The sequence below is a fragment of the Streptomyces albidochromogenes genome, assembly GCF_005981925.1.
Classification (GTDB): domain Bacteria; phylum Actinomycetota; class Actinomycetes; order Streptomycetales; family Streptomycetaceae; genus Streptomyces; species Streptomyces albidochromogenes.
The window spans coordinates 35,722-49,769 of record NZ_VBVX01000010.1 but is presented as its reverse complement, the minus strand read 5'-3'; the positions used below and the strand labels follow the sequence as shown (position 1 = coordinate 49,769).

Below are 14,048 nucleotides of genomic sequence, written 5' to 3'. Positions count from 1 at the left end.
GCGGCGGCCACCGCGCGCACCAGGTCGTCCTGGCGGCCCGGCAGGCGCAGGTGCGCACGGTCGAAGCCCTCCGACTCGACCCGCTCGGTCGTGGCGACCACGACGACCGCCGCGTCGGCGCCGCGCGGAAGTCGAACCGCGACCCCGCCACCGCGCGCCGCTCGCCGGTGGGTATCCCGTCGCCGCCCACCGCCGTCACCGCCCCGGCCGCGAGGCGCAGCTCGTACGGGCCGCCGCTCCCGAGGCTCCAGTACGTGTGATTCGTCAGGTTCACCACCGTCGGCGCGTCCGTCACCGCCCGGTAGGCGATCCGCAGCGCCCCGCCCTCCTGAAGCGTGTACGCCGCCGAGACCTCGACGCGCCCGGGGAATCCCTCCTCGCCGTCGGGACTGACCCGCGAGAGCCGCACCCCGTGCGACACCGGCCGCGCGTCCCACACGCGCTTGTCGAAGCCCCGCTCGCCGCCGTGCAGGCTGTGCGGCCCCGCGTTGCGCGTCGGCGCGTACGTCCGGCCGTCCAGGCTGAAGGTCCCGCCCGCGATCCGGTTCGCGTACCGCCCGACGAGCGCCCCCAGGTACGGCCCCGGGCACTCCAGGTACCCCGCGAGGCGGCCGAAGCCGACCGCCACGCCGGCCGTACGCCCGGCGCGGTCCGGCGTCTCCACCGACTGGACGATCCCGCCGTACGTCAGCACGCGCACCACCACGCCGTCCCGCTCCAGCACCCAGCGGTGGACGGGCGTGCCGTCGGGGAGCGTCCCGAAGGGCTCCGGGCGCGCCGGGGAAGGAGGGGGAGGTTCCGCGTTCATGCTCGGGGCGCCTGTGCGAGAGGCCGTGCCGCCGTGATGTTGCGGTACGCGATCTCGGCCAGCCGCTGCTGCCCGTTCCTGCTCGGGTGGAACCAGTCCCACTCGCTCAACTGCTTCCCGGTGAACCGGAAGTCGAAGACCGCCCCTCCGTCGTACCGGCAGCGCGCGTCCTTCGCGCACACGTCCCTCAGCACCGCGTTGTACGCGACGACCCGCTCCCGCACCGCCTCCCGCCGCGCCACCGCCGCCGCGTCCATCGCGTCCGGGAAGCCCAGCATGGACGGGCAGATCCCCAGCTTCCAGATCTGCTTGCCCAGCGGGTTGCCGCGTCCTTCGGACCACAGCCGCTTCAGGTCCGGCACACTGGACACGTACAGCTGCGACGTGGGCAGTTCGGTGCGCAGCTTCTTCACCGACGTCTCGAAGTACGTCCGGAAGTCAGCCACCGATGTCATGTGCGACACGTCGTCACGACAGGCGTCGTTCGCCCCCACCATGACCGTCACCAGCTCCGGCTTGTCCTTGACCGCCCGCGTCATCTGCTCCGGCAGCTCCGCCATCCGCGCCCCCGACCTGGCGTGGTTCCAGGTGCGTCCGGCCGCCCCCGCCCCGCCGAGCAGCCGCCACGCCACGCTGCGCACCGTGGGGTCCGTGCCCGTCGCCCAGGACACCTCGGGGCAGTCCGCGAGGACGGTGCACGCGTCGAAACCGCGCGTGATGGAGTCCCCGACCGCCGCGACGGAATCCGGGCTGCGGTCCCAGACCGGAGTCGGCCTCGGGGCCGGCAGCCGCGCTGACGGAGAACCGCCCGGGGCCGCGCCGTTCTCCGTGTCGCACCCCGCGAGCGCGCCCAGCAGCACGAGCAGGCCCGCCGTCGCGGTGGCGACGACGGCGCGCGGCCGGCGCTCCCGGCCGCGTCCCCGGCGGCGTACCCCCATGCCCTGATCCCCTCCGTGGCGTCGTAACCGGCGTCCTGGCGAGTGAAAGCTTCGTGTCCTCGTCCCCCCGGACCGACAGTACGTCACCCGCCACAGGCCGCCGCACGGTAGTTTTTCCCCGTCGAACCAGCAGCCCTTCGCCCATCCGGGGCTCCGGTAAATTACATCACGTCACATACTGTCCCTTTTCAGGAGATTAACTCCCGATGCTGTTTACTGTTGACAACCTCGGGAGCCGACCGGGAAGAGGCGGTACGGGCGCGAGGCCGCTGGGGAAGGCGAACCTCGTCCCACACTGGAGGTCCCGGTGACGACACGTGGAGTTCTGTACGTTCACTCCGCACCGCGCGCGCTGTGCCCGCACGTCGAATGGGCAGTAGCGGGCGTACTCGGCGTGCGGGTCAATCTCGACTGGATCAGACAGCCGGCCTCGCCCGGCACCTGGAGAGCCGAGTTCTCCTGGCAGGCCCAGCCGGGCACCGCCTCCAAGCTGGCCTCCGCCCTGCGCGGCTGGCACCTGCTGCGTTTCGAAGTGACCGCCGAACCGTGCCCCATGGCCGAGGGCGAGCGCTACAGCTCCACCCCCGGCCTCGGCATCTTTCACGCCGTCACCGGGATGCACGGCGACATCCTCATCCCCGAGGACCGGCTGCGCGCCGCTCTCGCCCGCTCGGTGGGCGGCGAGACCGACCTGGAGGCCGAGGTCGCCAAGCTCCTCGGCAAGCCCTGGGACGACGAACTCGAACCCTTCAGATACGCCGGCGAGGGCGCCCCCGTGCGCTGGCTGCACCAGGTGGTCTGACCCCCTCCACCCACCGCGCGGGGGGCCCGATACATTCCGCCCCACAGTGCACACGCAGTGCACCGCCTGTGTGGGGGTTGGTTGTGCGTATACGACCGGCGGTCGAAGTGACCGCCGTCCTGTTGTCGTCGCTCGTGGTCTGCTGGGCCGTGGTCTTCCACGTCCTGGGCTGGACCGCCCTGTACCGGGAGAGCGGCGGGGCGTGCGGCGGCTCCGACTGCCCGCAGGGCCTGCCCACCGTGCTGCTCCTGGCCTTCGCGTTCTCCTTCGCCGGCACGCTCGCCCTGAGCAAGGCGCTGGCCGTCGCGGAGCTGCGCCGGGGGATCGCCGTCGCCGTCGTCGTCGGCGGGGTGCTGGCCGGCCTGCTGCCCGGCCTGTACGGCTACCAGTGGATCCGCGGCGAGCAGGTGCGGATCGCCTCACCCCTCAAGGGCCCGGAGCGGTTGGGGATCGCCTGGCGGGCGCAGCCGGACCGCCCGGCCACCGTCAAGGGACTGCGCGGCTGGTCCGCGGGCGACACCGTCGTCAGGGTCCGCACCGACGGCCTGACCGCCTACGCCGTGAAGGACGGCGCCGAGCGGTGGACCGTCACGGCGCCGGTCCGCGCGTCCGTCTGCGCCCAGAGCCCCCGGCCCGCCGAGGGTGTGGGGCTGGTCGCCTACGGGCGCCACAACAAGCCCTGCACCACCCTCGCCGCCGTCCGGCTCGACGACGGCGCCACGCTGTGGAAGCGGACGCTCAAGGGCGAAGGCATCGGCAAGGGCGTCGCGCTGGGCGGCGGCACCGCCGTGTCCGCGGAGGACGGAGCGGTACGCGGGCGCTCGGCCGCCACCGGAGCGGAGCGGTGGAAGCGGCCGGTGCCGGAGCGCTGCCGCATTCTGTCGGTCGGCGCGAACCCCGCCCGTACCCTGGCCGTCGAGGAGTGCGCGCCGGCGAAGACCGACGGCCTCGTCACCGCCCGGCTCCTGGCCCTCGACACCCGCACCGGCGAGGAGCAGTGGGCGACGAAGCTGCCGGTGGAGAGCGCCGGCACCGCCCATGTGTACTCCGTCGCGCCGGCCGTGATCGGTTATCAGGAGACCGACGAGCGGGGCGTGCGGGCCGTGCTCGCCTTCGACGAGCGGGGCCAGTCGCGCGCCGCCGTGCCGCTGTCGGGCCGCTCGGGCGATCTCGACATCCGGCTGTCCCCGGAGGACCTGAAGGCCGAGGGGCCGTTCGTGTCGGGCGACACGCTGGTCGCCGCCGTGCAGAAACCGGGTGACATCGTGCCGCAGTACGTCGCCGGGTTCTCGGTCCGGGACGGCCGGGAGCTGTGGCGTACCGGGAAGCTCGGACACATCGGCGCGCTCGCCCTGCGGGGCGACGGCCGGGTGGCCGCGGTGACCGTCGGATGGCCCCGCTCGGACGTCCACGTGGTCGACCCCGGGGCGAAGGGCGCCGTGAGCAGGACGACGCTGGGGAAGGAGGCGCCGGTGTCGATCGACGCCGAGATGCTGGCGGTGCGCGACGGGTACGTCGTCGTCAACCGCTACACCGACGGAGAACCCCCGGCGTTCGCCCTGCGCTGAGCTCGCGCCGGGACCGTACGGCGAAGGCCCTGCCGGGAGCGCGGAGCTCCAGGCAGGGCCTTCTCGTCGTGGTGCGGTCGCGGATCAGACCGTACGGAACGCCAGGACCACGTTGTGGCCGCCGAAACCGAACGAGTTGTTGATCGCGGCGATCGTGCCCTCGGGCAGCGCCCGCGGCGTGTCGCGCACGATGTCCGCGTCGACGTCGGCGTCGAGGTCGTCGACGTTGATGGTCGGCGGGGCCGTCCGGTGGTGCAGCGCCAGGACCGTCGCGACGGTCTCGATGCCGCCCGCGCCGCCGAGCAGGTGACCGGTCATCGACTTCGTGGCGGAGACCGCCACATGGTCGAGGTCGTCGCCGAGGACCTTGCGCAGCGCCTTGATCTCGGCGATGTCGCCCTGCGGGGTCGAGGTGGCGTGCGCGTTGAGGTGCACGACCTCGGCCGGCTTGAGGCCGGTGTCGTCGAGCAGGTTCTGCATGGCGACGGCGATGCCCCGGCCGGACGGCTCGGGCTGCGCGATGTGGTGGGCGTCGGCGGACAGGCCCTGGCCGACGGCCTCGCAGTACACCCGGGCGCCGCGCGCGGCGGCGTGCTCGGCCGACTCCAGGACCACGACGCCCGCGCCCTCACCGAGGACGAAGCCGTCCCGGCCCGTGTCGTACGGGCGCGACGCCTTCTCGGGCTCTTCGTTGCTCTTCGACATCGCCATCATGTTGGCGAAGGCCGCGATCGGCAGCGGGTGGATCGCCGCCTCGGTGCCGCCCGCGACGACCACGTCGGCGCGGCCGGTGCGGATCATCTCGACGGCGTAACCGATGGCTTCGGCGCCCGACGCGCACGCGGAGACCGGAGTGTGCACGCCCGCCTGGGCGTTGACCTCCAGGCCGACGTTGGCGGAGGGGCCGTTCGGCATGAGCATGGGGACGGTGTGCGGGGAGACGCGGCGTACGCCCTTCTCCTTCAGCACGTCGTACTGGTCGAGCAGCGTCGTGACGCCACCGATGCCGGAGGCGATGACCGCGCCGAGGCGGTTCGGCTGGATCTTCTCGTCCTCGCCGGCCTTGGCGGTGTAACCCGCGTCGGCCCACGCCTCACGGGCCGCGATCAGCGCGAACTGCGCCGAGCGGTCCAGCTTGCGGGCCAGCGGGCGGGGCAGTACGTCGCCCGGGTCGACGGCCGCGACGGCCGCGATACGGACGGGAAGTTCGGCGAAGCGCTCGCCCTCCAGGGGCTTGACGCCGGAACGTCCGGCCAGCAGACCTTCCCAGGTCGATGCGGCGTCGCCACCCAGCGGTGTTGTTGCGCCGATACCGGTGACGACCACGGTGCGATTGGTCGGGCTCACAGGAATTCTTTCTCCACGTGTAGAGGGTGCTGAATTTTCACGGCGCCACCGCCGGGCGGCGACACAGGACCGGCCGGATCAGGCCTGGTGCTTGAGGATGTAGTCCGCGGCGTCGCCGACCGTCTTGAGGTTCTTGACGTCCTCGTCGGGGATCTTGACGTCGAAGCGCTCTTCGGCGGCGACGACGACCTCGACCATGGACAGCGAGTCGACGTCCAGGTCGTCGGTGAAGGACTTGTCCAGCTGGACGTCCTCGGTGGGGATGCCGGCGATCTCGTTGACGATCTCGGCGAGACCGGTGACGATCTCTTCCTGAGTGGCGGCCATTGTGGCGCTCCTTCGGTGTTGAGCAGAGGGAATTGGGTAAAGCGGCAGGCCCGGAACGATCCGGACGTGCCTAGGGGAGGGTAACGACCGTCGCGGCGTAGACGAGACCCGCCCCGAAGCCGATGACCAGCGCGGTGTCGCCGCTCTTCGCCTGCCCGGTCGCCAGGAGCCGCTCCATCGCGAGCGGAATCGAGGCGGCCGAGGTGTTACCGGTGGTTTCGACGTCACGGGCGACCGTGACGTGCTCCGGCAGCTTGAGAGTCTTCACCATCGAGTCGATGATCCGCATGTTCGCCTGGTGCGGAATGAAGACGTCCAGGTCGCCCGCGGTGATCCCGGCCGCGTCGAGCGCCTGCTGGGCGACCTTCGCCATCTCGAAGACGGCCCAGCGGAACACCGCCTGGCCCTCCTGCGTGATGGCCGGGAACTTGGCGACCTCACCGGCGTTGCGGTAGTCGGACCACGGGACGGTCTGCTTGATGGTCTCCGACTTGTCGCCCTCGGAGCCCCACACGGTCGGGCCGATGGCCGGTTCCTGCGCGGGGCCGACGACGACCGCGCCCGCACCGTCGCCGAACAGGAAGGCCGTCGCGCGGTCCTCCAGGTCGGTCAGGTCCGAGAGCCGCTCGACGCCGATGACCAGGACGTACTTCGCGCTGCCTTCGACGACCATGCCCTTGGCGAGGGTCAGGCCGTAGCCGAACCCGGCGCAGCCGGCCGAGATGTCGAAGGCGGCGGGCCGGCCGGCGCCGATCTTGTCCGCGATCTCGGTCGCGACCGCCGGGGTCTGCTTGAAGTGCGACACGGTGGAGACGATGACGCCGTCCACCTGCTCGGCGGTGATCCCGGCGTCGGCCAGCGCCTTGCCCGCGGCCTCGACCGACATGGCGGCGACGGTCTCCTCCTCGGAGGCCCAGTGCCGGGTCACGATGCCGGAGCGGGAGCGGATCCACTCGTCGGACGAGTCGATCGTCTCGAGGATCACCTCGTTCGGCACGACACGGGTCGGACGGTAACCGCCGACACCCATGATGCGCGCGTACGGGGCGCCCTGACTGGGCTTGATCTTCGACATGCTCTCTCGGGCTCCTATCGCGCCGCGTGCTCAGCGATGAGCGCGCGGGCCGCGTCGAGGTCGTCGGGGGTCTTGAGCGCGAGGGTCTTCACACCGGGCATGGCGCGCTTGGCGAGGCCGGTCAGGGTGCCGCCGGGGCAGACCTCGATGAGCGCGGTGGTGCCCAGCTCCGCGAGGGTCTCCATGCACAGGTCCCAGCGGACCGGGCTGGAGACCTGGCTGACCAGGCGGGCGACGACGTCGGGGCCGGTGGAGACGGTGCGTCCGTCGGCGTTCGACACGTACGTGACGGCCGGGTCGGAGACGACCAGGTCCTGCGCGGCCTTGCCGAGCTCGGTGACCGCCGGGGCCATGTGGTGGGTGTGGAACGCGCCGGCGACCTTGAGCTCCACGACCCGGCGGACGCCCTCGGGCTTGTCCTGGGCGAGCGCGGCGAGCTGCTCCATGGTCCCCGCGGCCACGATCTGGCCCGCGCCGTTCACGTTCGCCGGGGTCAGGCCCAGCTTCTCCAGGTGCGGCACGACGACCTCGGCGTCGCCGCCGAGCAGCGCCGACATGCCGGTCTCGGTGACGGCGGCGGCCTCGGCCATGCCCAGTCCACGGGTCCGTACGAAACCGAGCGCGGCCTCTTCGGTGAGCACACCGGCGTACGCGGCGGCGGTGATCTCACCGACGCTGTGACCGGCGACCGCGGAGACCTCCGCGCGGGCGTCCAGCGCGGCGGCGGACAGCAGACCGGCCGCCACCAGCAGCGGCTGGGCCACGGCCGTGTCGCGGATCGCGTCGGCGTCGGCCTGCGTGCCGTAGTGGACGAGGTCGAGCCCGATGGCGTCGGACCAGGCGGCGAGCCGGTCGGCGGCGCCGGGGAGGTCGAGCCAGGGAGTCAGGAAGCCGGGCGTCTGGGCGCCTTGGCCGGGAGCGACGAGTACGAGCACCCTCACACTCTCTCTTGTGGACGGACCTGCGGGCCCGTGGGGACAGGGACCAAGAACCGTCGGGGGATTTGTTGGTGTTCGACAAAAGTCTAGGGCTGGGGGTCTCCGTCGGCCAGACGCCCCAGGATGAGAGCGATGCGCAGAGTGAAGGCGGATCGAACATCGGAGGGTGACCATCCGGTGACGTCCGTCACACGTCGGAGGCGGTATCGCACGGTGTTGGGGTGCACGAAGAGCATCCGCGCCGCGCCTTCGAGACTGCTCGCCTGCTCCAGATACACACTCAGTGTCTCCAGCAGGGCCGAGCCCGCCTCCTCCAGCGGTCTGTAGATCTCCTCCACCAACTGCTCCCGCGCTGCGGGATCCGACGCGATCGCCCGCTCCGGCAGGAGATCGTCCGCCAGAACCGGGCGCGGGGCGTCCTGCCAGGCCTGGCACGCCTTGAGCCCGGCGGCGGCGGCCTGCGCGGACCGCGTGGCGGCGAGCAGGTCCGGGACGATGGGCCCGGCCACCACGGGCCCGGCGGCGTACGGGCCGATCAGCGCCTTCGCGACCTGGAGCGGATTGTCGCTGCCGCCCGCGATGACGACCAGGCGGCTGCCGAGCACACCGGTCAGCACCTGGAGCTTGGCGTGCCGTGCGGCGCGGCGGATCGCCTCGACCGTCAGCTCGGAGTCGCCGTCGGGCGCCGTGCCGAGGACGACGCAGACGTGTTCGGGGGAGTTCCAGCCGAGCGCGGCGGCGCGCGACACGGCTCCCTCGTCCGCCTCGCCCGAGAGCACCGCGTTGACGACGAGCGATTCGAGACGGGCGTCCCAGGCGCCGCGGGCCTCGGCGGCCTGCGCGTACACCTGCGCGGTCGCGAAGGCGATCTCCCGGGCGTAGACGAGCAGGGCCTCGCGCAGGATCGACTCGTCGCCGGGCGCCGCGACCTCCTCGATCGCGGTCTCCATGACCTCGATCGTCGTACGGACCATCTCGACGGTCTGGCGCAGGGTGATCGCCCGGGTCAGCTCGCGGGGCGCGGTGCCGAAGACGTCGGTGGAGATGGCCTGCGGGGTCTCGGGATGCCGGAACCACTCGGTGAAGGCGGCGATGCCGGCCTGGGCGACCAGGCCGATCCACGACCGGTTCTCCGGTGGCATGGCCCGGTACCACGGCAGCGTCTCGTCCATGCGGGCGATCGCGTTCGCGGCGAGACGGCCGGAGGACTTCTCCAGCCGGCGCAGGGTCGCGGAGTGCGGGTGGGCGGCTTGCGCGGCGGGCTGCTCAGGATCGGGTTGGGGCACGGGACAAGACTGCCTTATCGGAACCCCGGGCTGTCCGGCCGGGGCTACGGTGGGCTGCGTGATTTCTGTTCGGCGTGCCGCGGACCGCTTCCGCGGCGGTGACGCCTCCGCCGGTGTCGAGTCCCTGCACGCCTTCTCCTTCGGGCACTTCTACGACCCGGACCTGCTGCGCTTCGGCGCGGTGCTGGCCTGCAACGAGGAGCGCCTGGCACCCGGCGCCGGCTTCGACGAGCACCCGCACAGCCACACCGAGATCGTCACCTGGGTCGTCGAGGGCGAACTCACCCACCGCGACTCGGCGGGGCACGCCACCGTCGTGCGCCCCGGCGACGTGCAGCGGCTCAGCGCGGGAGCCGGGGTGCGGCACGTGGAGCGCAACGACGGCGAGCGGCCGCTGGTCTTCGTGCAGATGTGGCTGGCGCCGCGCGACCCTGGCGGCGAGCCGTCGTACGAGGTGGTGCGCGGCATCGCGGACGCCACGCCGTACGCCCTCCCCGAGGCCGGCGCGCTGCTGCACGTGCGGCGGCCCGGCGCGGGGGAGCGCACGGCGGTCCCGGACGCTCCCCTGGTGTACGCCCACGTCGTGCGCGGCCGCTTCGGTCTCGGGGAGTACGGTCTGGGCCCCGGCGACGCCGCCCTGATCACCGGGGCGGACGGCCTGGAGCTGGTGGCGGCCGCCGACCCCGCCGAGGTGCTGCTGTGGGAGATGGGCGACTGATACGCCCTGTCAGCCCTTCAGCGCGCTCTTGGCCTGCCACCGCTCCCAGGACACGTTCCACGCGCCGTAGCCGTTGCCCTCGGCCACCGTGCCCTTCGTGTCCTCGCCCTTGATCTCGAACGGGTCGCCCACCCGCACCTGGCCGTAGAAGTACGCCGCGTCCGCGTCGCTCATCCCGATGCAGCCCGAACTCATGTTGGCCCGGCCGAAGTAGCGGGCGTTCCAGGGGGCGGCGTGCGCGTACATGCCCGACCAGGTGAGCCGCATCGAGTAGTCGACCATCTTGTCGTAGGCGTCCGCCAGGCCCACGGTCTCCGAGTTCATGTTGATGGTGCCCTCCTTCGACATGAGTACGGCCGTGCCCCGCCAGGACCGCTTGACACCGCCGGGGGTGCCGCCGGAGACGGGGATCTCCCGCACCTTCTTCCCGTCCCGCTCCAGAGTGAGGCGCTTGCGGTCGAGGTCGACGCGTACGACCTGACGGGAGCCGACGGTGAAGCCGGTCCGGTAGTCGCGGACGAACCAGCCGCCGCCCGGGCCCGAGTCGGTGCCGTTGAGCTCGGCGTCGAGCGTGACCTTCGTACCGGCCTTCCAGTACTCCTTCGGGCGCCAGTCGGCGCGGTCCTTGCCGGAGTGGTCCCGGACCCAGCCCCAGGAGCCCTCGGTGCCGTTCGACGTGGTGACCTTGAGCTGCCTCTCCACGTCTGCCTTGTGCGCGACCGGGCCGTCGAAGACGACCGACAGCGGCTGGCCGACGCCGACGGTGGTGTTCTTGCCGGGCGCCAGCGACAGCTTGTTGACCCGGCCGGCCGCCGCCGTGCTGAACGAGGTCCGGCTGGTGGCCTCACGGCCGCCCTCGGTACGGGTCTTCGCCCGCACCTCGTACGTCGTGCCGGGCACCGCCTTGCGGTCCGACGTCCAGGACGCCTTACCGGGCGCCGGGCGGCCGGCGAGCCGGTTGCCGTCGGCGTCGACGACGGTGACCGAGGACAGCGTGCCGCCCTTCGCCGTGACCACGACCGGCTTCCCGGCTGCCGCGCCCTTGCCGGCCGGGGTCACCCTGACGGTCACCGGACGGTCGGGACCGTCGGCCCGCTTGCCGTCGGCGGGCGGCGCGACGCTCGCGCCGCCGGACGAACAGGCGCAGAGCACGGCGCTCAGTACGCCGGCCACGGCAGCGGAACGCGACGCACGTATCTGACTCACTCAAGCCTCCAGGAAGGGGTGGGATGACCGGACTGTAGGCCGCGCGAAGCACCGGGAACCCGGCTCGGCGGCCATGTGACAGCGGCTGCAGACAAACCGTCGCCGTCCGGTCACATTCGTCGCGCGACGCGGTCATGGGCGGCTGTGAATCTCCTTGCCGCCCCACCGACGAGGGGGCGGAAAACGGAGGCTCACGCTGTGTCAGCTCTGCTCGTTACGGCGGCCGCCCGCAGCCGGGAGACGTGGCTCGGGCCCGTCACCACCGAGACGTACCGCGCGTTCCTGGCGTCCCGGGCGGTCGGGCCGTCGGGTCCCAGCTTTCTCCAGTGCCCCTCCTGGGCCGCTGTGAAGGAGGGGTGGCAGTCCCGGCTGATCGGCTGGGGACCCGTGCCGGAGGGCTCGGGCCCGCCCGGCGCGCACGGGCTGACCGGGGTGGCCCTGGTGCTGCTGCGCCAGTTCCCCGGCACCCGGAAGTACTTCGCGTACCTGCCCGAGGGGCCGTACGCCGACTGGGCCGATCCCGACATCGACGGCTGGCTGACCCCTCTGCTCAAGCATCTGCGGGAGGCCGGTGTCTTCGCCGTACGCATCGGGCCCGCGCCCGCCTACCGCCGCTGGAACGCCCCCCGGCTCAAGCGGCTCACCGGCCGCGACCGGCGGGTCGACGACGTCCTCGCCTGCGAGGTCGACCCGCTGGGCGCCGCCGTGTCCGACCGGCTGCGCTCACGCGGCTGGCGGCGCTGCGGCGGCGACGGCCCGGCCGGCGACGGCGACGCGCAGCCCCGCCTCGTCTTCCAGGTCCCGCTCGCCGGACGCACCGCCGACGACCTGTGGAACGGGCTCAACCAGGAGTGGCGCCGCAATGTGCGCCGGGCCGAGAAGTCCGGCGTCGAGGTGTCGGTCGGTGGCGCGGCCGACCTCCCCGAGTTCTACCGGCTGCTGCGGATCACCGAGCAGCGCGACGGATTCAGGCTCGGCCGCTCCCTGGCGTACTACGAGCGGCAGTACGAGGTCCTCAACGCCGAGGAACCGGGCCGGATGAAGCTCTACCTCGCCCGCCACGACGGCGAGACGCTCGCCGCCCACACCATGATCACGGTGGGCCGCCGGGTCTGGTACCAGACCGGCGCCTCCGCCGACCACCGGCGCGAGGTCCGCCCCTCCAACGCCCTGCAGTGGCGCATGCTGCGGGACGCCCACGCGGGGGGCTCCGACGTCTACGACATGCGCGGGGTACCCTCCACCCTCGATCCCGACGACCGCGGACACGGTCTGCTGCGCTGGAAACTGGGCACGGGCGGACAGGTCGTCGAAACACTGGGGGAGTGGGAGACGCCGATGGCGGGCACGACCAACCACACGCTGTACCGCGCGTTCCAGGCGTATCTGGCCCGCCGATGAGCACCACGACGCTCGCCGCGCCGAAACCGCCGTCCGTGCTGCGCAGCGGCGCGCTCATGGCGGCCGGGTCCGTCGTCTCGCGCGCCACCGGTTTCGTACGGTCCGCCGTCGTCGCGGCCGCGCTCGGCGTCGGCGTGACCGCCGACGGCTACGCGGTCGGCAACACCGTGCCGACCATCGTCTACATGCTGCTGCTCGGCGGCGCCCTCAACGCCGTCTTCGTGCCCGAGCTGGTCAAGGCCGCCAAGGAGCACGAGGACGGCGGAGCCGCGTACACCGACCGGCTGCTCACCGTCTGCGTCGTGGCGCTGCTGGCGATCACCGCGGGCGCGGTCCTAGCCGCGCCCGCCCTCGTCGACGCGTACACCTCCTACACCGGTCCGCGGGCCGACATGACGGTCGCCTTCGCCCGCTACTGCCTGCCGCAGATCCTCTTCCTCGGCCTGTTCACCCTGCTCGGCCAAGTCCTCAACGCACGCGGCCGGTTCGGCGCGATGATGTGGACACCGGTCCTCAACAACGTCGTGGTCATCGCCGTGTTCGGGCTCTTCCTCGGGCTCGCCGTCCACGGCGACGGCACGCTGACGCCGGGACAGACGGCCCTGCTCGGCTGGGGCACGACCGCCGGCATCGCCGTCCAGGCGCTCGCCCTCCTGCCCGCCCTGCGCGCGGCCCGGTTCCGCTGGCGGCCCCGGTTCGACTGGCGGGGCAGCGGGCTGACCCGGCCGCTGCGGGCGGCCGGCTGGCTGGTGCTGCTGGTCCTCACCAACCAGGCCGCGTACTGGGTGGTGACCCGGCTGGCCACGTCGGCCGGGGAGCGGGCGCTGGCCCAGGGCATCGACGGCGGCGCCGGCTTCAGCGCGTACAACAACGCCTACCTCCTGTGGGCCGTGCCGCACGGCATCGTGACCGTCTCCCTGGTCACCGCTCTGCTGCCCCGGATGAGCGGGGCGGCGGCCGAAGGGGACGGGCCGGCCGTACGCCGCGACGTCTCGTACGCGCTGCGCACCAGCGCCGCCGCCGTCGTCCCGGCGGCGTGCGCGCTGCTCGCCCTGGCCCAGCCGCTGATGGCGCTCGTCTTCCAGTACGGCAGGACCGGCGCGGACGACATCGCGGCGATGTCCGGCATCCTCATGGCGTTCGCGCCGGGCCTGATCGCCTTCTCGGGCCAGTACGTCCTCTCCCGCGCCTTCTACGCGCTGCGCGACACCCGCACCCCCTTCCTCCTCAACCTGGCGATCGCCGGACTCAACGCGGGCCTGTCCACGGCCGCGTACCTCCTGCTGCCGGCGCGCTGGGCGGTGACGGGCATGGCCGGCGCGTACTCGCTCGCCCTGTGCGCGGGCTGGGCGCTCACGGCGTACACCCTGCACCGGCGCCTGCCCCCGGACCGGACGGCGGGACGCTCCCCCTCCCTGGCCGCCCACGCCCGGCTGCTGGCCGCCGCCGTGCCCGCCGCCGCCCTCGGCCACCTCGCCGCCGGGTGGGCGGCCGGGGCCGGCGCCCCGGCGGCGACGGCGGCGGGAGCGGCCGCGATCCTGGCGGTGTTCGCCGTCCTCGCCAAGCCGCTGGGCCTGACCGAGGTCGACACCCTGCTGACGGGAGCGGTACGGAGGCTGCGGCGATGAGGACGG

13 protein-coding genes and 1 pseudogene are annotated in these 14,048 nt (G+C 72.8%); 5 read left to right on the top strand and 9 right to left on the bottom strand.

Annotated features, from left to right (window positions below; all coding sequences use genetic code 11):
- The 3 genes and pseudogenes from E2E34_RS02900 to E2E34_RS02890 form a co-directional block, all read right to left on the bottom strand.
- On the bottom strand, nt 1-101 hold a 101-nt coding region (locus tag E2E34_RS02900; RefSeq protein ID WP_244315475.1), incomplete at its 3' end, for a glycoside hydrolase family 3 C-terminal domain-containing protein.
- 17 nt (nt 102-118) lie between these two features.
- A pseudogene (locus E2E34_RS02895) lies at nt 119-808 on the bottom strand (aldose epimerase family protein); the annotation flags it as partial.
- The gene (locus E2E34_RS02890; RefSeq protein ID WP_138900303.1) at nt 805-1,746 is read right to left on the bottom strand and encodes an SGNH/GDSL hydrolase family protein; all 942 of its coding nucleotides are present in this window, start codon (nt 1,744-1,746) and stop codon (nt 805-807) included. The pseudogene E2E34_RS02895 and the gene E2E34_RS02890, both read right to left, overlap by 4 nt.
- 307 nt (nt 1,747-2,053) lie before the next feature.
- On the opposite strand from E2E34_RS02890, the gene E2E34_RS02885 reads away from it, so the two are divergent.
- Both E2E34_RS02885 and E2E34_RS02880 read left to right on the top strand, forming a co-directional pair.
- Complete coding sequence (locus tag E2E34_RS02885) at nt 2,054-2,548, top strand: DUF3145 domain-containing protein (protein ID WP_138900302.1); 495 nt, start codon at nt 2,054-2,056, stop codon at nt 2,546-2,548.
- An 83-nt stretch (nt 2,549-2,631) separates the two neighbouring features.
- The gene (locus E2E34_RS02880; RefSeq protein WP_167518194.1) at nt 2,632-4,116 is read left to right on the top strand and encodes an outer membrane protein assembly factor BamB family protein; all 1,485 of its coding nucleotides are present in this window, start codon (nt 2,632-2,634) and stop codon (nt 4,114-4,116) included.
- A gap of 84 nt (nt 4,117-4,200) precedes the next feature.
- Here the strand turns inward: E2E34_RS02880 and fabF are convergent, their stop codons facing one another.
- From fabF to E2E34_RS02855, 5 genes are all read right to left on the bottom strand, one after another.
- A complete protein-coding gene (fabF, locus tag E2E34_RS02875; protein WP_138900300.1) occupies nt 4,201-5,463 on the bottom strand; it encodes a beta-ketoacyl-ACP synthase II in 1,263 nt (420 codons plus the stop codon).
- Nucleotides 5,464-5,541: 78 nt separating this feature from the next.
- Entirely contained in the window at nt 5,542-5,790 is a 249-nt protein-coding gene (locus tag E2E34_RS02870) for an acyl carrier protein (protein WP_028811172.1), read from the bottom strand.
- Nucleotides 5,791-5,860: 70 nt separating this feature from the next.
- A complete protein-coding gene (locus tag E2E34_RS02865) occupies nt 5,861-6,865 on the bottom strand; it encodes a ketoacyl-ACP synthase III (RefSeq protein ID WP_138900299.1) in 1,005 nt (334 codons plus the stop codon).
- Nucleotides 6,866-6,879: 14 nt separating this feature from the next.
- Nucleotides 6,880-7,800 carry an ACP S-malonyltransferase gene (locus E2E34_RS02860; RefSeq protein ID WP_138900298.1) on the bottom strand — a complete coding sequence of 307 codons (921 nt, stop codon included), beginning with the start codon at nt 7,798-7,800 and terminating at the stop codon, nt 6,880-6,882.
- 89 nt (nt 7,801-7,889) lie between these two features.
- Nucleotides 7,890-9,089 carry a PucR family transcriptional regulator gene (locus tag E2E34_RS02855; RefSeq protein ID WP_138894780.1) on the bottom strand — a complete coding sequence of 400 codons (1,200 nt, stop codon included), beginning with the start codon at nt 9,087-9,089 and terminating at the stop codon, nt 7,890-7,892.
- Between the two features lie 58 nt (nt 9,090-9,147).
- On the opposite strand from E2E34_RS02855, the gene E2E34_RS02850 reads away from it, so the two are divergent.
- On the top strand, nt 9,148-9,807 hold the full coding sequence (locus E2E34_RS02850) for a pirin family protein (RefSeq protein ID WP_138900297.1): 660 nt from the start codon (nt 9,148-9,150) through the stop codon (nt 9,805-9,807).
- A 9-nt stretch (nt 9,808-9,816) separates the two neighbouring features.
- Here the strand turns inward: E2E34_RS02850 and E2E34_RS02845 are convergent, their stop codons facing one another.
- Entirely contained in the window at nt 9,817-11,013 is a 1,197-nt protein-coding gene (locus E2E34_RS02845) for a L,D-transpeptidase (protein WP_138900296.1), read from the bottom strand.
- 198 nt (nt 11,014-11,211) lie between these two features.
- Here E2E34_RS02845 and E2E34_RS02840 point away from each other — a divergent pair, with 198 nt between their 5' ends.
- Both E2E34_RS02840 and murJ read left to right on the top strand, forming a co-directional pair.
- Complete coding sequence (locus E2E34_RS02840; RefSeq protein WP_138900295.1) at nt 11,212-12,414, top strand: lipid II:glycine glycyltransferase FemX; 1,203 nt, start codon at nt 11,212-11,214, stop codon at nt 12,412-12,414.
- Nucleotides 12,411-14,042, top strand: coding sequence for a murein biosynthesis integral membrane protein MurJ (gene murJ / locus E2E34_RS02835; protein WP_138900294.1), 1,632 nt, complete (start codon nt 12,411-12,413; stop codon nt 14,040-14,042). Before E2E34_RS02840 ends, murJ begins: the two co-directional genes overlap by 4 nt.
- Nucleotides 14,043-14,048 lie beyond the last annotated feature (6 nt).

Excerpts from the sequence above, each read along its gene's own strand:
- murJ (WP_138900294.1), top strand. The coding sequence starts at position 12,411 with ATGAGCACCACGACGCTCGCCGCGCCGAAACCGCCGTCCGTGCTGCGC.
- E2E34_RS02865 (WP_138900299.1), bottom strand. The coding sequence starts at position 6,865 with ATGTCGAAGATCAAGCCCAGTCAGGGCGCCCCGTACGCGCGCATCATG.
- E2E34_RS02870 (WP_028811172.1), bottom strand. The coding sequence starts at position 5,790 with ATGGCCGCCACTCAGGAAGAGATCGTCACCGGTCTCGCCGAGATCGTC.
- E2E34_RS02890 (WP_138900303.1), bottom strand. The coding sequence starts at position 1,746 with ATGGGGGTACGCCGCCGGGGACGCGGCCGGGAGCGCCGGCCGCGCGCC.